At 44.1% G+C, this 20,396-nt stretch carries 15 protein-coding genes; 10 read left to right on the top strand and 5 right to left on the bottom strand.

The features are described from left to right. The first annotated feature begins 26 nt into the window (after positions 1 to 26). From CBF27_RS02975 to CBF27_RS02985, 3 genes are all read left to right on the top strand, one after another. On the top strand, positions 27 to 1,775 hold the full coding sequence (locus tag CBF27_RS02975; protein WP_126812269.1) for an ABC transporter ATP-binding protein: 1,749 nt from the start codon (positions 27 to 29) through the stop codon (positions 1,773 to 1,775). Continuing rightward, entirely contained in the window at positions 1,768 to 3,552 is a 1,785-nt protein-coding gene (locus tag CBF27_RS02980) for an ABC transporter ATP-binding protein (protein ID WP_126812271.1), read from the top strand. Before CBF27_RS02975 ends, CBF27_RS02980 begins: the two co-directional genes overlap by 8 nt. 102 nt (positions 3,553 to 3,654) lie before the next feature. After that, positions 3,655 to 4,539, top strand: coding sequence for an ROK family protein (locus tag CBF27_RS02985; protein WP_126812273.1), 885 nt, complete (start codon positions 3,655 to 3,657; stop codon positions 4,537 to 4,539). Positions 4,540 to 4,592: 53 nt separating this feature from the next. On the opposite strand, the gene CBF27_RS02990 is transcribed toward CBF27_RS02985, so the two are convergent. Further along, a complete protein-coding gene (locus CBF27_RS02990) occupies positions 4,593 to 4,970 on the bottom strand; it encodes a helix-turn-helix domain-containing protein (protein ID WP_126812274.1) in 378 nt (125 codons plus the stop codon). A 404-nt stretch (positions 4,971 to 5,374) separates the two neighbouring features. Between CBF27_RS02990 and dcuC the strand changes: the two genes are divergently transcribed. The 4 genes from dcuC to treR all read left to right on the top strand — a co-directional run bounded on the left by dcuC (position 5,375) and on the right by treR (position 9,351). Further along, positions 5,375 to 6,760, top strand: coding sequence for a C4-dicarboxylate transporter DcuC (gene dcuC / locus CBF27_RS02995; protein ID WP_126812276.1), 1,386 nt, complete (start codon positions 5,375 to 5,377; stop codon positions 6,758 to 6,760). Positions 6,761 to 6,783: 23 nt separating this feature from the next. Beyond that, entirely contained in the window at positions 6,784 to 7,977 is a 1,194-nt protein-coding gene (locus tag CBF27_RS03000; RefSeq protein WP_126812278.1) for a MalY/PatB family protein, read from the top strand. 1 nt (position 7,978) lies between these two features. After that, positions 7,979 to 8,401: a DUF1893 domain-containing protein gene (locus CBF27_RS03005; RefSeq protein ID WP_126812280.1), complete on the top strand. Its 423-nt coding sequence runs from the start codon at positions 7,979 to 7,981 to the stop codon at positions 8,399 to 8,401. A gap of 224 nt (positions 8,402 to 8,625) precedes the next feature. After that, positions 8,626 to 9,351, top strand: coding sequence for a trehalose operon repressor (treR, locus tag CBF27_RS03010; RefSeq protein WP_126812282.1), 726 nt, complete (start codon positions 8,626 to 8,628; stop codon positions 9,349 to 9,351). Between the two features lie 48 nt (positions 9,352 to 9,399). Here the strand turns inward: treR and treC are convergent, their stop codons facing one another. The 4 genes from treC to CBF27_RS03030 form a co-directional block, all read right to left on the bottom strand. Next, a complete protein-coding gene (gene treC / locus CBF27_RS03015; protein ID WP_126812284.1) occupies positions 9,400 to 11,046 on the bottom strand; it encodes an alpha,alpha-phosphotrehalase in 1,647 nt (548 codons plus the stop codon). Positions 11,047 to 11,064: 18 nt separating this feature from the next. Next, complete coding sequence (treP, locus tag CBF27_RS03020; protein WP_126812286.1) at positions 11,065 to 12,501, bottom strand: PTS system trehalose-specific EIIBC component; 1,437 nt, start codon at positions 12,499 to 12,501, stop codon at positions 11,065 to 11,067. A 237-nt stretch (positions 12,502 to 12,738) separates the two neighbouring features. Next, complete coding sequence (locus CBF27_RS03025; RefSeq protein ID WP_126812288.1) at positions 12,739 to 13,680, bottom strand: NADP-dependent oxidoreductase; 942 nt, start codon at positions 13,678 to 13,680, stop codon at positions 12,739 to 12,741. Positions 13,681 to 13,813: 133 nt separating this feature from the next. Further along, a complete protein-coding gene (locus CBF27_RS03030; RefSeq protein ID WP_126812290.1) occupies positions 13,814 to 14,578 on the bottom strand; it encodes a formate/nitrite transporter family protein in 765 nt (254 codons plus the stop codon). A gap of 956 nt (positions 14,579 to 15,534) precedes the next feature. On the opposite strand from CBF27_RS03030, the gene CBF27_RS03035 reads away from it, so the two are divergent. The 3 genes from CBF27_RS03035 to CBF27_RS03045 are packed head-to-tail and all read left to right on the top strand — an operon-like array spanning position 15,535 to position 20,389. After that, complete coding sequence (locus CBF27_RS03035) at positions 15,535 to 17,889, top strand: SpaA isopeptide-forming pilin-related protein (protein ID WP_126812292.1); 2,355 nt, start codon at positions 15,535 to 15,537, stop codon at positions 17,887 to 17,889. Between the two features lie 31 nt (positions 17,890 to 17,920). Next, positions 17,921 to 19,486, top strand: a complete 1,566-nt coding sequence (locus CBF27_RS03040; RefSeq protein ID WP_126812294.1) for a SpaH/EbpB family LPXTG-anchored major pilin — start codon at positions 17,921 to 17,923, stop codon at positions 19,484 to 19,486. Positions 19,487 to 19,489: 3 nt separating this feature from the next. Further along, positions 19,490 to 20,389, top strand: coding sequence for a class C sortase (locus CBF27_RS03045; protein ID WP_126812296.1), 900 nt, complete (start codon positions 19,490 to 19,492; stop codon positions 20,387 to 20,389). The last annotated feature ends 7 nt before the right edge of the window (positions 20,390 to 20,396 follow it).

Genomic DNA, 20,396 nt, shown 5'->3' on the forward strand with positions numbered 1-20,396 from the left:
AAACATATAATACAGGAGGGGTGAAAATGATTCACTTTAAATGGATATGGCGGTATGTCAGAATTTATAAAATGCAGGAATTTATTGCGACGGTCTTATTAATTATTAGTGCGTTATTACTTATCGTCAATCCATTGATTGTCGGAAAAATTGTGGACGAGGTCATTAATCAGGGAAAAGCTGATATGCTGCTGCCTTATCTGCTGTTGATGATTGTGGTGACACTGCTGCGCACAATCATTCGCTACATTTACCAGAATATGTTTGAACAAGTCGGTCAAAATGTTTTGTTTGATTTGCGGAAAGATATGTATCATAAGCTGCATGAACTGGATTTTGACTATTTCAACCACACACGTGTTGGTGACATCATGGCAAGGATGACCGGCGACACAGATGCTATCCGCCATTTCGTGTCATGGGCGTCATATAGTATCGCGGAATCGGTTCTGTGGTTCTTTGTGGCAATGGCCGTCATGTTCTCCATCAACATACCGCTGACATTGATCATGCTGTTGGTTACACCGGCTATTTTTATGCTGACGCGGCGCATGTCCAGCGAAAGTCATCCGAAATTCTTTGATATCCGGGAATCTTTTTCCAGATTAAACTCGATGGTGGAAGAAAATATCAGCGGGAACCGTGTGGTCAAGGCGTTTTCAAGAGAAGGCTACGAAATTGAAAAGTTTAATCGAGTCAATCAGGATTATATGGAAAAAAATATGGCATCGGCCAAAGTATCCGGCAAATATTTGCCGGGCCTTGAGTTTTTTGCCGGTCTGTTAAGTGTGCTGACGCTGTTTTTTGGCGGTCTGTTTGTGATTCAGGAGCAGATGACGATTGGCGATTTGGTTGCTTTCAACAGCTATCTTTGGATGCTGAATAATCCGCTGAGGATGAGCGGCTGGCTGATTAACGACACCCAGCGTTTTCTTGCCAGCTGTATCAAAATCCGCGAATTGCTGAACCGGCGGAGCAGTCTCCACATTGTCCATGAAACAGAAATAAAGCGGCTGACAGGAGATGTGTCTTTTGAAAATGTATCGTTTCATTTCAGCGACGACCCAGACACCAATATTTTGGAAAACATTTCTTTTTCTGTCTCAGCAGGTCAGACGGTCGGGATTTTAGGTCAGACCGGTGCAGGCAAAACCACACTGGTCAATTTGATTGCTCGTTTTTATGACCCGACATCAGGTGTTGTCAAAATCGGCGGTAAAGACATTCGCGACTGGCCTATCAAGATGGTCCGCGAACAAGTTTCCATGGTCATGCAGGATGTCTTTTTATTCTCCGATACGATTGAAGAGAATATTGCCTTCAGCGACCCGGAGATGCCGGTCGGAAAGATTCGCGATATGGCTGAAATTGCAGATGCGAGTCATTTTATCGAACGGATGCCGGAAGGGTACCGAACAGTTGTCGGCGAAAGAGGTGTCGGTTTGTCGGGCGGACAAAAACAGCGTATCTCGCTGGCACGGGCACTGGCAAAAGAACCGGCTGTGCTCATATTGGATGATACGACATCAGCAGTGGATATGGAAACAGAGAGTAAAATCCAGAAGAAACTGGACCAAGTCACCGGTGACACGACCACGTTTGTGATTGCCCATCGCATCAGTTCTGTGAGAGATGCTGATTTGATTTTAGTCATGGAAAAAGGCCGTGTGGTGGAGCAGGGGACTCACGCCGGCTTGCTGGAGCAAAACGGCGAGTATGCGGCGATTTACAGGAAGCAATTAGGGCTTGACGAAGGGAGTGAGATGAATGGCTAAAAATACTTTTTCGCAAGACGAAACGTTACAAGAAGAATTCAACTGGTTTCACTACAAGCGGCTCTTTCAATATATCGTGCCGTACAAGAAACCGTTTATGCTGATTTTGCTGACAATCATACTAGCTAATATTGCGGCGATGGCAGGTCCTTATTTTACGAAACTAGCGATTGACGAGATCATTCCGCAAAAAAATATTACCATGCTCATTACAATCAGCGTTATCTTTTTTGTATCACTGCTGTTCATCTCATGGTGCCTGAAATACCGCATCTGGCATATTACCAAACTGGGCCAGCAGATTTTGCTGGATATCCGTTATGATATTTTTACGCACCTGCAGAAACTGCCTTTCTCTTATTTTGATGCACGTCCCCACGGGAAAATCTTGATTCGGGTAGTCAATTACATCAACACACTGAGTGATTTACTAAGTAACGGCTTGATTAATCTGATTTCGGATTTATTCAATGTGGCGATTACGTTGATTGTCATGTTTCTGATAGATGTAAAACTGACACTTTACAGTCTGGCGTTGCTGCCGGTGCTGTTTCTCATCACGATGATTATAAAAAACAGACAGAGGAAAGCCTACCAGCATTTGAGCAACAAACAGTCCAACTTGAACGCATATATTCATGAAAGTATTTCAGGAGTACGTATCACGCAATCATTTACACGCGAAGAGCGCAATGAACGTATCTTTGATGAATTGTCCAATGACTACCGGACCGCTTGGATGAAAGCCATTAAAATCATGCGCCTGCTCTGGCCTTCAGTGGAGAATATTTCTATCTTGACAACTTGCCTGATTTATTTTATCGGCATTCGTCAAATCGGTGTGGAAGTCAGCACAGGGACATTAATCGCATTCATGGGCTACATCAATAACTTCTGGAATCCGGTCATTAATATCGGCAACTTTTATAACTCGTTAATTACTGCCACCGCATATCTGGAGCGGATTTTTGAAACACTGGATGAACAACCTGAAATTCAGGATAAAGAAGATGCCCAAGTGCTGGATACGGTGCAGGGCAATGTGTCGTTTGAACATGTCTCTTTCCGCTACGAAACTAAAGGCAGAAAAATATTGGATGACGTGACCTTCTCAGTTGCACCAGGTCAGTCGATTGCGCTGGTCGGTCCGACGGGAGCCGGTAAGACGACGGTAATCAATCTTATCAGCCGTTTCTATGATGTTGACGAAGGCAGCGTTAAAGTGGACGGCAAGGATGTCAGAGATGTGACACTTCAATCATTGCGCTCGCAAATGGGCGTCATGCTTCAAGATACATTTATTTTTTCCGGAACGATTCTTGAAAACATCCGCTACGGCAAGCTCGATGCCACAGAAGAAGAAATCATTCGCGCCAGCAAGGCTGTCCGCGCGCATGAATTCATCAAAGAGCTGAAAGACGGGTATCAGACTGTTGTCGAAGAACGGGGAAGCACACTATCGGCAGGACAGCGCCAGCTGATTTCCTTTGCCCGGGCACTGCTGGCAGACCCGCGTATCCTGATACTTGACGAGGCGACATCCAGCATTGATACACATACAGAAGAACTGCTCCAAAAAGGTTTGAATGAGCTGTTGAAAAACAGAACGTCATTTATTATCGCCCACCGCCTGTCGACCATTAAAAACAGTTCTGAAATTTTCTTTATCGACCAAGGACGGATTATCGAGCGCGGCACACACGATGAATTGATGGCCAAAAAAGGCAGATACTACTTCTTGTATCAGTCACAATATGATTTGCTGAAAGCAGAGTAGCCGGCCGACAAAAAATTTGCCTCATTGATACATAGAAAAATGTGTGATTTTATGGGATAATATAACCATTAACCAAAAGAATAAGTCTAGGAGGGCTATCACATGTTATTTGGTGCAATAGAAGCCGGCGGCACGAAATTTGTCTGTGCTGTAGGTGATGAGACACTTACTATTAAAGAACGGATCAGTATCCCGACAACAACTCCTGAAAAAACCATGGCTAAAGTGTTCCAGTTTTTTGACCAGTATCAGCTGAAATCAATCGGTATTGGTTCTTTCGGTCCGATTGATGTGAATGAAGCATCTGACACTTACGGCAATATCACGACAACACCTAAAGTTGCTTGGCAGCACTACCCTTTTTTGACAGCAGTCAAGGAGCGTTACCGAGTACCAGTGGCGTGGACAACAGACGTTAACGCGGCAGCTTATGGTGAGTTGCATGCCGGTGCCGGAAGAGGACATAGAAGTTGTGTCTATATCACCGTCGGCACGGGCATCGGTGGTGGTGTCGTCGTTGACGGTAACATCATGCACGGCTTCGGCCATCCGGAGTTGGGCCACATCATTGTGAGACGTCATGAACAGGACACTTATACCGGGACATGTCCGTTTCACGGCGATTGTCTGGAAGGCTTGGCCGCCGGACCGGCGATTGAAGCACGGTTTGGCGTGAAAGCACAAGAGCTGGACGCCGCTCATGAAGCATGGGATATTGAAGCTTATTATCTTGCGCAAGCTGTCATGAATTACACACTGGTTTTATCACCGGAGAAAATCATTTTCGGCGGCGGTGTGATGAAACAGCAGCAATTGTATCCTTTGATGCGGACACATTTTGAAAAATTAATGAACAACTATGTCCAGACACCAGATTTTGATAATTATGTCGTTCCTTGCGAGTTAAAGGACGATGCAGGCATTACCGGATGTTTGCTATTGGCAATGGACGAAATCAGCAAAAAAATGGAGCACTTGCATTTTTAAGCAATATGAAAGAACCCTCAAGCAGCTTGATTCAAGACAAGCTGCTTGGGGGTTTATTTATTGTCGCTATCCATCTTATTCATTTGTATCACTGTTTCAAGCGCAATACGCACACGGTCTTTTTGTTCTTTTGTCGCTGGTTTGCCATAGTAAGTCAGTTCATCTTCCTCTATAATATCGGATAACAAATGTTCGAGTGTGAAGGCAAGATCAATCTTTTCGTCTCCGGATGGATATTGTTTGGAATCGCTTCTTCCCAACAAATAATCAACAGAAACGTTAAAGTAATCGGCAATAGTTTCCAGCTTGTCTGCTCCGGCATTTTGATACTTCAAACGGTATAACGTATTTTTTGAATATCCCAATGCTTCTTCCAAGTTATTAATAGAAATTCCTCGCAATTGACACAATTCCTTGACTCGTTCAAACATAGATAAAAATCAACCTTTCGTTAAAAGCCGTAAAATAATTAAACTTTTATGGTAAAAAATGGTTGACCTTATTACACTTTTAGTTTAATATTGGTTTTACAGGCTAGTTTGTTTCTCTAAAAAAAGCGCAAAAATAGAAAGTATAAACTAAGTTTGCTTGCCGGCACAGGTTTGATACTCTATTGTTGCTCTTATTTACTCATGGACATATATTAAACTATTTGCGTAAAAACGTCAATAGAATTAACAACCTATCCATTAGCAAACTAGCCCAATCATTGGAAAAGGGGTGGATTAATCAGTAACATGACAAACGTCTCTTTACAACAAAAACGGAAAAAGTGTATCAATAAAAACAAATTGGCTATTGATATGATTTTAGTTGTTTTTAAAAAGGAGGAAAAATGGAGAATGTACTGACTTTAGTAATTACGTTTATTTCTATTGTGATTGTTGCCAGATTGATTTTGAAAAAATACAATGCTATTTTAGTTTTTTTTGCTGCTGGCTTACTTATTAATTTGTATTTGGCAATTGCCACAGGTTATTCGCCTATTGCAGAACAAACAACCGGCAATCTTATACTGGATGTCTTTGCATTCATTGGCAGTGAATTTAAAGAACAGCTCGGCGGAGTAGGTACCAATTTGATGGTTGTTGCCGGTTATGCTTCTTTGATGACGCATATAGGGGCATCAGAAAAACTGGCTGTTACTGCGACTAAACCATTGATGAAACTGAATAAGCCCTATCTTATTTTAGCTTTTTTATATATTATAGGTGCTGTTTTGAAGATGATGATTACTAGTCACGCAGGCTTATCTCTTTTGTTAATGGCTACGACATTTCCGATTCTTATACGATTAGGAATCAGTAAATTGAGTGCCGCTTCAGCCATTCTGATATCGGGTGCGTTAGACTGGGGTGTCAATGACGGAGCTGTCTTATTTGCTGCTGAAAATGTAAGTGGTTTCAGCGTCTCGGACTATTTTGTAAACTATCAGTTTTTACCGGCGAGTATATCTATTTTAACTGTTGCAATTGTAATGGCAATTTATTTCAAGCGGATTGATGCGAGGCAAGGAGCCGAAAAAAGCTCAACCTCTGATGTTGCTTATGATAATGGGGAAAAGGCAAATGAACTAAATTGGCTTTATGCTATTTTACCAGCTTTACCGCTGTTGCTGGTAATGAGTTCAGTATTTTTGCCAAATATGGAAATCGAAGTATTTACAGCTAACGTGATTGGTTTAATCGTCACACTGCTTCTTGAGACAATCCGTTTACGCAAAGATATTGCGAAGACACTTGCCGATTATTTAAGTGTCACGTTTAAAGCGATGGGGAATTCTTTTGCCAATATTGTGACGCTGATAGTTGCAGCCAGCGTGTTTGCCAAAGGATTGATTCAACTTGGGGGAATTACCCTGATTGCCAATCAAATTGCAAAATTCAGCGGCGCTCAGTTAATTATTATTGTTGCTCTGTCACTACTGTCATTCTTTGCAGTGATTATTTTGGGTAGCGGCAATGCCGGCTGGTATGCTTTTGGACCGCTTGTTACAGACATTGCACCGAAAGTCGGACTGGAGGCAGTACAAATAGCTGTTCCTATGCAGCTGGCAGCCGGAATGGGAAGAGGACTGTCACCTGTAGCGGCAGCAATGTTGTCTGTAGTGGGATTGGCAGGTGTTGAACTGGAAAGCTTGATTAAACGTAATACTGTGCCGGTTGTCTGTGGATTAGTTGCGAATATCATCAGCTCTTACCTGATTCACGTGGTCTTTTAATAGAAATAGGGAGGAAGAAAACAATGACCAATCGAGTTCATAATTTTGATGAAGTCTATGATCGGAGAGGTTCAGATTGTAAGAAGTATAATCCTGGCAGATTTGCAGAGGATGTTTTGCCTATGTGGATTGCGGATACAGATTTCAGGGTGCCGGAACCAGTGATTGAGGCAGCACGCAAGCGTGCGTCCCACGAAGCGTTTGGGTATCCCTACGAGCTGCCAGCATTCAATACGGCTGTAAAAAGCTGGATGCAGCGTCGGCATCAGTGGGATATAAGCGAACAGGCAGTCGAATTTGTTACCGGAGTTGTACCAGCTGCTATTTTTGCCATCAGAGAATTGACTAGACCTGGAGATTTTATCGCACTTATGACACCACTGTATTCCCCGCTTCAGGAAGCTGTCAGGGACAACGGCCGATATATCGCGGAAAACAAATTAATTGAGACAGACGGCTATTTCACAATAGATTTTGAAGACTTGGAAAAACAACTTGCACATCCAAGAACAACAATGCTGATTTTGTGTAACCCGCACAATCCGGTTGGCAGGGTGTTCACTAAAGACGAATTATTAAAAATAGGCGAATTATGCTTAAAACATCATGTATGGGTGTTTTCAGATGAAATTCACGCAGATATTGTATTTTCAGGCCACAAACACATTCCTTTTGCCAGTTTGTCCGCTGAACTTAGCGATATAACAATTACTAGCTTGAATCCGGGCAAATCATTCAACGTTGCCGGCGTCAGAACAGCTGCGGTTATTATTGAAAATCAACAGCTCATGGAGCGGTTTATTGTGTCACGGAAGAACAATAAAGCAATGGGGCGAACTGTTTTTGGTCAGAATATTTTTATCGCGTGCTATGAGCATTGCGAATACTACATCGATCAGGAAATACCATATATTGAGAGAAATATCGACTATGTTAAACAATTTATTGATGATAATATTCCTGAAATCAATTTCATTAAACCGGAAGCCACCTATTTACTGTGGTTGGACTGCCGTTCACTTCAATTACCACAAAATGAATTAATCACTTTATTTGAAGTAGACGGAAAGTTGGGGTTAAATAATGGTGCTGATTTTGGTGAAGCTGGTGAAGGACACGTACGTATGAACGTTGCGGTCCCTAGAGCGACAGTAGAGGAAGGCTGCCGGCGTTTATTAGCTGCAATTGAAAGCTACCGACAAAAAAGCAATTCCTAATATGAATCAGCTTAAGAAATTGTCAACTTATTCTTTGGTTTGCTTGGTTGATAAAGAAAGTCAAACGGTGCTATTTGAAGAAACCGTGCATCCGCATAGTAAATTGGCGATGTATGCGTTTTCAAATAAAGACACTCTCAAAAACAAAAAATTGGAGCTTTATGCCAATCAGGTTGGTTTGGTTATTGCAACGCTAACAACGCTCATTCCTTTTGAGCATGTCTTTTCAAAGATAATGTCGAAACCGGCCGAAAAAATATGTATTGAGAAAAAGATTCCTTATACAGTGACCGACAAGACGATTGATCTGATTTATTCTTCTAAGAATCCAGAGAAAATTTGTCCGCTGGAAGCCCTACTTGTCGATTTATCATCAAATGAAGCAATGAGGTATTTGTCCGGAAAATACAATAACAACGACTGAAAAACAGTTGAAGTAACTCATGGAAAGTGTAATCAACCAGCGTCAGATGCAAAGTGATTAAAAACCACTGAATGTATCTGGCGTTTTTTTATCATAGTTAGGCATCATAGATATCCTGGCAAGAAATAAATTAAACGCAGATTAAAAATTGTTTTCGTCATTTTGCCGTTTTATTGATATACTTGGAATGAGAGAAGACGTGATAAAAGGAGGAAGGCCTAATCATGAACCGATATATGGAAATATTCCTTGATTTAGAACAGGCAATTCTTGACAGAAAATACAAGCCGGGAGAAAAGCTGTTGAGCGAAAACAAGCTGTCTCAAATATATGGTGTTTCAAGGGAAACCATCCGCAAAGCACTGCTGCTGCTGTCCGAAAAAGGTTACATCCATAAACAGCAGGGAAAAGGCTCTGTCGTGCTCGATACAGCAAAAATGGATTTCCCGATTTCGGGATTAACCAGTTACAAAGAAATCTTTGAAGAAAGCGGCATTTCAAACCGGACACGGGTCGTTTCATTAGAAAAAACGACACACTATGAAAATATGACCCACGATATGTTCCCTTTTAACGATGAGGAGCTGTGGGTACTCGTCAGACAGCGGGAAATTGCCGGTGAAGTCGTGCTTCTAGACAAGGACTATCTATTAGCAGAGATGATTCCGGAATTGACCAAAGAAACCGCTGAAGATTCGATTTATGAGTACTTTGAAAAAGATTTGGGGTTGGATATCAGCTTTGCGCAAAAAGAATTCACTGTGGAGCCGACAACAGAGGAAGACCGGCGCTACATTGATTTATTGCCAAACGACACTCATGTGGTCGTTGTCCGCAGCCAAGTGTTTCTTCAAAACGCTCAATTATTTCAATATACTGAATCGCGTCACCGTTTGGACAAGTTTAAATTTGTGGAATTTGCGCGGCGAAAAAAACAGCTGCATACATAAAGCGAGCCATTGATGTCAGAATCAATGGCTCGCTTTTCATTACCATGCTCATTTGACAAGAATGGCCAGTGCTTCATAGGGCTGTAATATCATATCAGCTGACAAAGTGTGGCTGTCGGGATAGTTATGAATCAGGATGCTGCCGTTCAGCCACTCCGGTTGAAGTGCCACACGCTGTTTTTTGTCAGTGAAATTGGTCAGCACGAGCAGTTTTTCTTCACCGTAAGTTCTGGTAAAGGCATATATACCTTCATGCTTACGCGCGTAAGCATGATAGTCGCCATACGCGATAATATCCAGTTCTTTTCTCAGCGCAATCAATTGCTTGTAATAGGGATGAATCACCCCGTGTTCTGTTTCTGATTGAACATTGATTGTCTGCCAGTTTTTGCCAAGCGGAATCCATGGCTCACTCGTTGAAAATCCGCCGTTTGGCCCATCATTCCACGGCATCGGTATTCGGCCGTTGTCCCGTGATTTTTTTTGAAGAATCTGCATACAGTCCTTCGTGCTGTATCCTTTTTCTGTCAACATGTGGCAGGCATTAATTGATTCCACATCACGGTAGGAATGTAAATCGGAATAGTAAGGATTTGTCAGTCCGATTTCTTCTCCTTGAAAAATGAAAGGAGTGCCCCGGCTCAAGTGGATGGCTGTTGCCAGCATCGTCGCAGATTCATTTCTATACGTCGTGTCATTTCCAAAACGGCTGACTGCCCGCGGCTGGTCATGATTGTTCCAGAACAAAGCATTCCAGCCATTCCCGTCTGCCATTTTTTCTCCCCACTCATGCAGCAATCCGCTCAGTTCATCAAAACGAAACGGGATATCGCTCCACTTTTCGCCATCTTCATAGTCGACTTTCAAATGATGAAAGTTGAACGTCATATCCAGTTCATTTCTCTCCGGATGACTGTAAAGAAGACAGTTTTCTATTGTAGTCGCAGACATTTCGCCCACGGTAACACTGTTTATCCGGCCGAAGGAGCTGCGGTTCAATTCTTGAAGGTAGTCATGGACGATTGGCCGGTCAGTGTAGCGTGCTTTGCCGATGCCGTCATCCGCATCAAGCAGGACGTCATCCTTGCCTATCAGATTGATGACATCAAAGCGGAAGCCCTTGACACCTTTATCTATCCAAAAATTGACGACTCGGCTCATTTCCTGCCGCACATCAGGGTTTCGCCAATTTAAGTCAGCTTGCGTCGGATCAAACAAATGCAAGTAGCAGTCAGTGTCTGACTCGCCGAACGGGGACCACGCACTGCCGCCAAATTTTGACTGCCAGTTGGTCGGAGGAGCGCCGTCCTCTTTTTTGGGCCGGATAAGATAATAATCTTGATATCTTTTATCACCTTGAAGCGCTTTTTGAAACCAGACATGTTCTGTTGACGTATGATTGAAAACCATGTCCAGCATCATCTCTATACCATAGGCCGACATTTCTGCTATCAGCTGGTCAAAGTCAGCCATCGTCCCATAAAGAGGGTCAATAGAGTAATAGTCGGAAATGTCATAGCCGTTGTCTCGCTGCGGGGAGGAGAAGAATGGATTGAACCAAATCATATCTATCCCCAAGTCTGCAAGGTAAGGCAGTTTTTGAATCACTCCCTGTAAATCACCGACACCGTCACCATTGCTGTCTTTAAACGATTTGGGATAAATTTGATAAATTGTTTTTTTTCTGAAATCCAAACTTTCTCACCTCTTAAATTATTCCATTACCGTGTCCATCTTATTTAGTACGCCGAATTTTCTAAATGCCAGTGTCAGGACAAACGGAATGACGATCGTCATAGCCATAGCGATTGCAAAATGTCCGTAGCCGTCTTTGATTGAAATGATGCCTGGCAGTCCGCCGACACCAATCGTTTTGGCGGTAACTCCCATGAGGGTGACATACATCCCAGCAATGGCAGACCCAATCATCGCTGCCAGAAACGGATAAACATATTTCAAATTGATACCGAACATTGCCGGTTCTGTGACTCCCAAGTAACAGGAAATCATCGCTGGTATTGAAACCTGTTCTTCTTTTTTGTTGCCTCGGTGGGCGAAAATGATTGCCAGTACCGCTGAGCCCTGAGCGATGTTTGAGAGTGCAATCATCGGCCAGAGATTAGTTGAGCCGATATCAGCCACCAGCTGCAAGTCGATTGCGTTTGTCATATGGTGGAGTCCAGTGATAACGAGCGGCGCATAAAGGAAACCGAACACTGCACCGAAAAGCCAGTTGACAGAACTTGTCAGTCCCGCATTCACCGCATCGGAAATTACTGAGCCAATGCGCCAGCCGATAGGTCCAAGAATGACATGCGCCGCTAAAATCGTCGGAATCAATGCAAAGAATGGGACGAATATCATCGAAATAGCTTCTGGAATGATTTTCCGGAAAAATTTCTCTAAGTAACTGAGCATGAAACCTGCCAGCATCGCCGGGATGACTTGAGCTTGATAACCAACCATGTTGATTTGAATGAATCCGAAATCCCAGAACGGAATGTCAGCGGCGGCTGTTCCGGCCACGCCGTATGCATTCAACAGTTGTGGGGAAACAAGTGTGATACCGAGTACGATACCCAAAATTTGTGTGGTGCCCATTTTTTTAGCAATAGACCACGTGATACCTACCGGCAAGAAATGGAAAATAGCTTCCCCGGGCAGCCATAGGAAGGCGTTGACACCGTGCCAGAATTGGGAAACTTCGACAATGGTCTGTCCTCCAAGTGCGTCAAAAGGAACTTGCTCTAAAATATTACGAAAACCTAAAATTAAACCACCAACAATAATTGCAGGAATTAACGGACTGAAGATTTCAGCAAGTACGGCGATTGCCCGTTGCAGCCAGTTCATGTTTTGTTTGGCTGTGACCTTTGCAGCATCTTTTGAAACGCCTTCAATTCCGGAAACAGCAGAAAATTCATTGTAAAATTGCGCGACTTCATTACCAATAATAACTTGGAATTGACCTGCTTGTGTGAACATACCTTTAACACTTGGAATGCTTTCAATTTCTTTTTCGTTTGCCAAGTCTGCATCATTTAATACAAACCTCATCCGCGTTGCACAGTGACTGACAGCTGCGATGTTTTCTTTGCCACCGACAGCTGATAGCAGCGATTTAGCATCTTCTGTAAACTTGTTAGCCATGATTTTTCCTCCTTTTTAACTTGTATATACAAGTTTGTAAGTTCATTATAAAGAATCTTGTGAAAAAGCGCAAGCGTTTTACAAACAGTCAGCTAAAAAATATGCTGCGTGTGCTAATAGAAATAACAAAGTAATTTCTCCTAACAGCTCACAAAAAAAGCAGCAGTATTATCTGCTGCTTCTAAATATAACGTTACTCAATTGTTGTCAACGATTAGATAAAAACAAAAGCGGTTTCTACCATTCAAAAATAAGTTTGCCGTTTGGCGGATGTCCTTCCAACAAGTGATGAGATTGAACAATAGTCTCCAGTGTCGGCGTAAAAATTTGTGCAATATTGATATGCAGCTGCTGGTTGGCAAATAAGTGACTCAGGGCACGCAAAGCTTCGGCATCATCGTATTCAGGCGAAGGGCCAAACTGCCGGTATATCCCCGACTTGGTACGTGCGTGTTCTTCCGGCAAACGATTAAGCGCAACGTATGTGCCGCCGGTTTTCATGATTGCCATGCCGGAAGTACTGGTGCGGCCGCCTTTGGTTGCATCGATGACGATATCAGCCTGATTTAGAAACGCTGCTCCGACATCTTCTTTGTCATAAGCGGCGAAGCGGTCGACGCCGAGAGCTTCTACAAAAGATTTATTTGCAGAGGAGGCACTGGCTAAAATGACGACATCCAACTGTTTGAGCAGCTGTACCAGTAAGGAACCGACGCTGCCAGAGGCGCCTTGTATCATGACAATTGTTTTCGGGGGCGGTTTGAGAAAATGGGTGACGAGATGATAGGCAGTTATCCCGGGTGTAACGAGTCCCGCTGCCTCAGCCCAGCTCATATTTTCCGGTTTTAAGACAGCTTTATGACCCGGCAGGACGATTTCTTCGCCGTAAGCCCCGCCGACAGGATGAATGATGACAGGGTCACCGACAGTGAACTGGGTCACTTCTTCACCGATTTCTGTGACGATGCCAGCAGCATCTTTGCCTAAAACATACGGAAAATTTGGCAGACGCTTGGGAGACATCTCGCCTTTTCGAAACGCAATATCGTATGGATTTACAGCGAACGCTTTGATTGCTACACGAATGTGTCTGGGGGTTGTCAATTCTCTGGGCGCTGCTTCGATTTCTTGAAATACTTTTTCTGCATCGCCAAATGATGTGATAGCAAATCGTTTCATTTGTTTCACCGTTCCTTTCAACTAAAACTGTTCTATTCTCATTATACGTGTTATGCCAAAGCTGATTCAAGTCAGGTGGAAGTGACGAGGGAAAAAAATATGCTGATCTTAAGAAGACCAGCATCGAATGAAATTAGTGCTTCGGTTTGTATGCGAGATAATAGAGGCCGGCGACCAAGAATGAACCGCCGACAATGTTCCCCAAAAAAACAGGAATAAAGTTTGTTAGAAATTGGAACCACGTTGCTCCGCCTTCAAAAATTGCTGCGGAGATAAGAAAAATGTTTGCCACACTGTGTTGAAAACCGATGGCAACAAACGTCATGACGGGAAACCAGGTGCCCATATATTTTCCGAAAGAGTCTTTCGCACCATAACACAGCCAAAGAGCAAGTCCGACAAACCAGTTGCAGCCGATACCTGACACAAAAGCCTGCAGCGGTTCGGCAGAGATTTTTGCTTGGGCCAACGTGAGAGTTTCTTCGAGAAATACGCCCGAACTGGTTAAGCCTGCCACATGTCCAAAAAGATAGGCAACAAAAACTGCGCCTACAAAATTAGCACAGGCAATGGTCAGTATATTCGCGATAAGGTCCGTTAAACTGATTTTCCGGTCAAACCAAGAGGCAGCGACTGTCATCATGTTACCGGTAACCAGCTCGCCGCCGCCGAGCAAAATGACAATAAGGCCGATAGGAAAGACCATCGCACCGATTAGACTGGCAAAGCTTCCCCAATCTGCGACAATCGAGGAGATGACCCGAATATAAGCAAGATAGCCTAAAGAAATCATGGCTCCGCCAATAAAGCCGAGAATCAGCTTTTCCTGTAGTGGTTTACGTACTTTGCCAATGCCTTTTTCAATTGTGATTGCAATGATTTCTTCTGGTGAATACATGACATCCTCCTAATCATTAATGTGAATTATACCAATTACAGTTCGTTCTTTTGTCAGTCTTCATGATAATTCATCTGCCATCTTGCCCAGCGAACCGACTGCCGGTTGCTGCGGGTTGTTTGGTATTGTGCAATCGTGATAGGCTCACCCCCTTAATGGTTGACATGTTGTTGATTAAGTTGACAGCAGCGGGCTGGGCGTGTTAGTGCATCCTCGTCAAATTATCTTTGAATATTGGCATAAAAATATAAAATGTTTAACACCGTAAAGCCCGCTGTTTATAAAACGCTTTCATTTTAGTTCTTAACCAACAGTTACAGAATAACATATTCTTGGAATAAATTAAGAGGGAAAATCAATTGTTGCACGAAAGGTACCTATAGTGGAAAAGGCGTCAGCAAGTCCGAGGCATGCCTGATTCATTGAAAAAATAAGGATTTTCGGGACTATTTTAGTGTTGCTGCATTGAAATTAGTTTTTTTGCTGAGATTTTGCGCAAAAATTAAACTGGTCTAGCTTTTGAAAAATAAATTAAACACGAACTCGTCATTCGATAGATAGTTTTTTATTTCTTGGCAATTAGACGTCATTTTTTTGTTTGATGATTTGCCGCCCGAATGAACATGCTGGTCTTCCGATGGTTACGGACATAAAAGAAAATGAAGATGGCATTGATTGCCGCTACAATTGAAACGTAAATGTGTGGCAGCCTTCCTAGTGGAGTCGTCTGTCATTTATTATCAAGGCAAGAAAATGCCGCTATGACAATTAGTGGTTATTTTTTTTGCTTTTTTGCGAGCGTCACTGAGTCAAGAGGAAAAGAAGCAGTTGTATCAATTGCAGTGTTGTTTGCTATAAGTCATGAAGTTGTAAAAGTTTATAGCTTTAACAAGGAAAGGCGGTTTTAAAAGTTTGTAGTTTTGAAATGAGTGTGTTACTTGGGTGGTGTGTATCAAATGAATAAACTAGGGCAAAAAATGGGGGCAATACTTTTTGTCGCCGCTTGTTTTTTTGTGCTTATTTGCGGCGAGCAAGCGAATGCCATGGGGGTTCGGAGTTTCCCTGATTTACCTGCTGATGTTGTATCTGTTGATATCAGTGACAAGGTGAATGTTTCAGGTTCTGCGATGCTCCACCACGTATCCGGTGTACATTTGGTTGACGTGACTGGTCCGGATCGCTATGGCGGCCAAGTGTGGAGCAAACAGCCGGTTAATTTAAACGACCCGTTCGATTTGGAATTTTACGCCTATCTCGGCAATGCTTTTGAAAATGGGGTTGTTGCCGATGGTCTGACAGTCACTTTGCGAAATGGTCCGCCGCTTTACAGCGGACGCTTTGGTTCCGGGATGGGAGTTTACGGTCCTTCTTTGGGAGAAGCTTTCGTTCTTGAATTCGATACGTATTACAATAATGTACTAAATCAGAACAGGGATGTGCGTGACGGTGACAGTGACTTGCGGGATTTGACTACAAAATCAGGAAATTATGTCGGTCATATAGCATTCCGAACGAGCGACCGGTTCGGTTTTCTATCCTTGCATAGGATGCTTGCACAGGGGTTGCAAATGTCTCCGATTGCTTATGGCGGTTGGCAGAAAATTGTGTATAGGTGGGACCCGGCAGCCAATTACGGCTACGGTTCAGTATCGGTCACAATTGGCAGCATGACATTTCGTTACAGATACAACATCAGATACGATGTGCAGGACCCGGAACATGTTTATTGGGGAATAACCGGCAGTACTTCGGACTCGGCTGCCAACTGGGGTCAAGACCAAGGGGTGGTTTTTTCAAAACTAGTGTTCGGCACGCAGTTGAATATCCAAAAAGTCAATCCGGCCGGCGAACCGTTGGCCGGTGCAGTTTTCAACATAGTCAAAGCTAATAATACGACGGCTGTTTATGAACAGCTGGTCACTAATGATAACGGTATGGCCAGTGCTTTATTACCTAGCGGGGACTATATATTGTCGGAAGTCACAGCGCCTGACGGTCATGACTTGCCGTCAAAAAAGAGTTGGAATCTCAGGGTTTATCCGGGAAATGCGATCGACATTGATGGCCGACCGCGGCTGAAAGAAAATCAAACGGTCACGCTTGCCGTTGAAAATCAGTTCCGTCCGGTGTCTCTGGACATTGAAAAAAAAGTAGCTGACAGTTCCAACCAGTCTATCCCTCTATCTGGTGCGGTTTTTCAGCTGGCAATGCAGAGAGCCGACGGTCAGTTCGAAGTGATAGGGTCGAGTACGACAGATCAAACTGGTCATGTTGCGTTTACTTTGCCAAAGCCTGGTGATTTTCAACTGCTGGAGACGCAAGTGCCTGCTGGTTTTGTGCCTGCTCCGGCGCCAAAGCATTTTTCTTTGGATAAATATGGCCGTATCATCTACACAGGTCACGAATATTCAGAAACCGGCGGAGTTAGACAATTTCGTTTAGAAAATCGGTTGAAAGAGTTCGATTTGACTGTAACCAATACTGATATTGAAGGCAATCTGTTAAAAGGGGCGGTGTTCGAATTGACTGGCCCTGAAATGTCAGTCAAACTTCCGGCTGATAATCAGCAGCTGGACCGGTTTATTTTTAATCATCTGCCTCCGGGAGAGTACACCTTGTCGCAAATCAGCCCGCCTGACGGATTCATCGGTTTGGAGAAACCCATCACTTTCCGAATCCATCCAGACGGGACGGTTGACAGCGAAAGCAAAGTGGCCTCTGAATTGATGACAGGGGACGAACCGAACAGGCTCGCCATTGATGTTATGAATGAAGAGAAGACTGTACCTTTCAGTTTTTACAAGGTCACAAGGACCGGCCGACCGTTGGCTGGGGCGCAATTTACGCTGTATGACTGCCAGTCTTCCGGGAAAGAATACCAGCATGACACACCTGAACCCAGTAAGACGGAAAACTGCTGGCAAGAAAAAGCGGTCGCTGTCAGTTCATCTGACGGGTTTTTGTCATTTGGGGAATTGACGAAAGGCGAGTATCTATTAAAAGAAACCAGAGCGCCGTCGGGCTATCATTTGCCTGAGGGACGCTGGCTGCTGTCCATTCATCCGGAAAAGCCAACATTACAGGAACAAATGACTATTACCGGGCAGGGTAGTCAGCTTCCTCCTGCTTTTTTTTACGGCGATAAAGAGGGGACAGTTGTCTTGCAACTGCCCAATGATATAAAGCAGACGCTGCCTGCAACAGGCAGTTATGGGGCCGCACTGGTTATCATCTGCGGGATTGTGAGTGTCGGATCGGGACTTTTGTTAGTACGCGGTGTATTGGTAAAAGGAAAACATGATGCAAAATGAATGTGTTTATATTTAGAAAGAAGGATATATAATGATAAAACAAGTGATAAAACAGGTGTTGCTGGCAATAGCAGCAGTATTGATTGTCGGCAGTCCCTTAGCAACAGAAGCGGCGGACAGTTTGCCTCCATTGGAAGGGAACCTTTTTATCCATAAATATTACATGGATGATATCGCAGAAGCAGGATTGCCGAATGATGGGCGACTTGCAGCACAGATACCGGAATCAGCTGTGCCGCTTCCGGGTGTGACATTTGATTTATACCAAATAAAGCCGATTGACGGCCGGTATCCTGAAGGTAAAAGTTTAGTCGTGGATGCGGACAAACTGACTGTGACGGATGAAGGTATTGCTTATCGTCTTGAAAAAAGTGTCTCTGTTCAAACCAATAGCCAGGGCACAGCAGAGGCTGTCGGCATCCCGCAAGGAAGTTATGTCGTCGTTGAACGTCCAGTGGGGACAGTCACGTTGGACGGAAAAGAAATGGTTGTCAATCCGTCGCCGCCTTTTGTTGTGCATGTGCCGTTGACCAATCCGTCTGGTACCGGCTGGTTGTCTGATGTCCATGTGTATCCGAAAAATGAAGGAATCGTGGTGGGGAAGATTGTGGCAACGTCCCGTGCATTAAACATCGGCGGGACGGTTTCTTATCTTGTCCACGCCAAAGTTCCGGCGGGCATATCTGACGATGACGCAGCAATCAACAGCGCTATCCGCTTCACTATTCAGGATGTGTTGGATGATGCCTTGTCTTTTCTGCCGGATTCATTGAAAGTGTATCAGTCAGACCAGATAACAAGTACAGGGGCTGATCTGGCAGAGCTGTCTGCTGGTCAAGATTATGATGTTGTACGGCAGCCTGATGTTTCAATTCATTTCACTGAATCAGGACGGCAGAAGCTTTCCAAGAAGAAATATGTGTTGCTGGCGTTTGACAGCATCCTGAATACGCATGTGCTGGCAAACGAGCGGCCCGTAGTGGCAAATACGGCAAAATTGATTTTTGCCAACAAAAATGGTGTGGTTATCGAGAAGCAAACATTGCCGGTCGATATTCATACTGGCATCATTGAAGTGACGACTGTTAGTGCACAACAATTGGCCAAATTGTCCGGTGCTTCTTTTCAAATTGCCAGTTCAAAAGAAAATGCACAAAACAAACGGTTTATGCGTAAAGATGCCCAAGGGGGAGTGATTGACTTTAACGAGACAGGATATGAGGAAGCTGAGCCATGGGTTGAGACGACCAATGCGGAAGGCCATACACGTTTTGAAGGTATACGAGATTATTTGTCAACAGCAGATGCTGACGGGGAAGAAACTATCAGCCGCTTTGCCGAATACTGGCTGGTGCAGACCAAAGCACCGGCAGGCTATTATTTGCTGGACCAGCCTGTTCTGGTAACCTTTGACGAAGAGAGCTCGACAGGCGAGCAGCCGATTTACACAATCAGCACGCAAATAAAAAACAGCAAAAAGGGATTGTTGCCGCGGACCGGCAGTATCGGAGCGATTGTACTGTCTGTTCTCGGAATTGTCGTCATTGGCGCAAGCGTGATTTTTTTCATTCTGACAGGCAGAAAAGAGCGATCATAACACGTGAAACATGATGATGCTACCAGACAATCAATGCATCCTTTGAAGCGCCTTGGCTGGGCAATCTTCTTTTTTCTGGCCGGGATCGGCATGCTTGGTTATCCGCTGCTCAGCGAAAAACTGTATGACCGGAAAATTTCTGCTGAAATGAAGAATTATGAGCGGAAAGTCAGCAGCGAAAACCAATCCCTGATTCAAGCGGAATGGGACGAAGCACTTGCCTATAACGAACGATTGGCAGGGAAACGGCTAAGTGACGCATTTATTGCCGGCAGCGGCCGGGAGCTGCCGGCTGATTACGCGCAGCAGTTGGATTTTCCTGACGATACGATGGCTACGATAGATATTCCCAAAATATCGGTTCACTTGCCGGTTTTTCACGGTACAAGTGAAGAAGTGCTGCAAAAAGCAGTGGGGCATATGGAGAGCACATCGCTGCCGGTCGGCGGGAAGGGAAGTCACAGTGTGTTGACGGGTCACACGGGTCTTGCACATGCTAAACTGTTTACCGATTTGGAGGCACTGGCCGAAGGCGATTTGTTTTATGTGCATGTGCTGGGCCGGACGCTTGCCTATGAAGTGGACCAGCTTAAAGTCGTGGAGGCTGATGATTTAGCTGGTATCCAAGCAGACGCCGAGCAAGATTATTGTACACTTGTCACGTGTACGCCTTATGGGATAAACTCGCACCGCTTGCTGGTCCGGGGCAAGCGGACAGACTACCGTCCGGAAGAAAAAAAGAAAATTCAGCCTTTGCAAACGAAGACCAGCGCTGAACGGTTGATTCAATATGCGATGTTTATGACCGCAGGAATCATGGGCCTGCTGATTATCATAGTTGCCATAGCCAAAAAAAGATACCAAGATAAATCGGGTCAATTAAAAAGGGGACAAAATCAGTAAAAGATTT

The sequence above is a fragment of the Vagococcus acidifermentans genome (genome assembly GCF_003987655.1).
Classification (GTDB): Bacteria; Bacillota; Bacilli; order Lactobacillales; family Vagococcaceae; genus Vagococcus_B; species Vagococcus_B acidifermentans.

Excerpts from the sequence above, each read along its gene's own strand:
- CBF27_RS02975 (WP_126812269.1), top strand. The coding sequence starts at position 27 with ATGATTCACTTTAAATGGATATGGCGGTATGTCAGAATTTATAAAATG.
- CBF27_RS02980 (WP_126812271.1), top strand. The coding sequence starts at position 1,768 with ATGGCTAAAAATACTTTTTCGCAAGACGAAACGTTACAAGAAGAATTC.
- CBF27_RS02985 (WP_126812273.1), top strand. The coding sequence starts at position 3,655 with ATGTTATTTGGTGCAATAGAAGCCGGCGGCACGAAATTTGTCTGTGCT.
- CBF27_RS02990 (WP_126812274.1), bottom strand. The coding sequence starts at position 4,970 with ATGTTTGAACGAGTCAAGGAATTGTGTCAATTGCGAGGAATTTCTATT.
- dcuC (WP_126812276.1), top strand. The coding sequence starts at position 5,375 with ATGGAGAATGTACTGACTTTAGTAATTACGTTTATTTCTATTGTGATT.
- CBF27_RS03000 (WP_126812278.1), top strand. The coding sequence starts at position 6,784 with ATGACCAATCGAGTTCATAATTTTGATGAAGTCTATGATCGGAGAGGT.
- CBF27_RS03005 (WP_126812280.1), top strand. The coding sequence starts at position 7,979 with ATGAATCAGCTTAAGAAATTGTCAACTTATTCTTTGGTTTGCTTGGTT.
- treR (WP_126812282.1), top strand. The coding sequence starts at position 8,626 with ATGAACCGATATATGGAAATATTCCTTGATTTAGAACAGGCAATTCTT.
- treP (WP_126812286.1), bottom strand. The coding sequence starts at position 12,501 with ATGGCTAACAAGTTTACAGAAGATGCTAAATCGCTGCTATCAGCTGTC.
- CBF27_RS03025 (WP_126812288.1), bottom strand. The coding sequence starts at position 13,680 with ATGAAACGATTTGCTATCACATCATTTGGCGATGCAGAAAAAGTATTT.
- CBF27_RS03030 (WP_126812290.1), bottom strand. The coding sequence starts at position 14,578 with ATGTATTCACCAGAAGAAATCATTGCAATCACAATTGAAAAAGGCATT.
- CBF27_RS03035 (WP_126812292.1), top strand. The coding sequence starts at position 15,535 with ATGAATAAACTAGGGCAAAAAATGGGGGCAATACTTTTTGTCGCCGCT.
- CBF27_RS03040 (WP_126812294.1), top strand. The coding sequence starts at position 17,921 with ATGATAAAACAAGTGATAAAACAGGTGTTGCTGGCAATAGCAGCAGTA.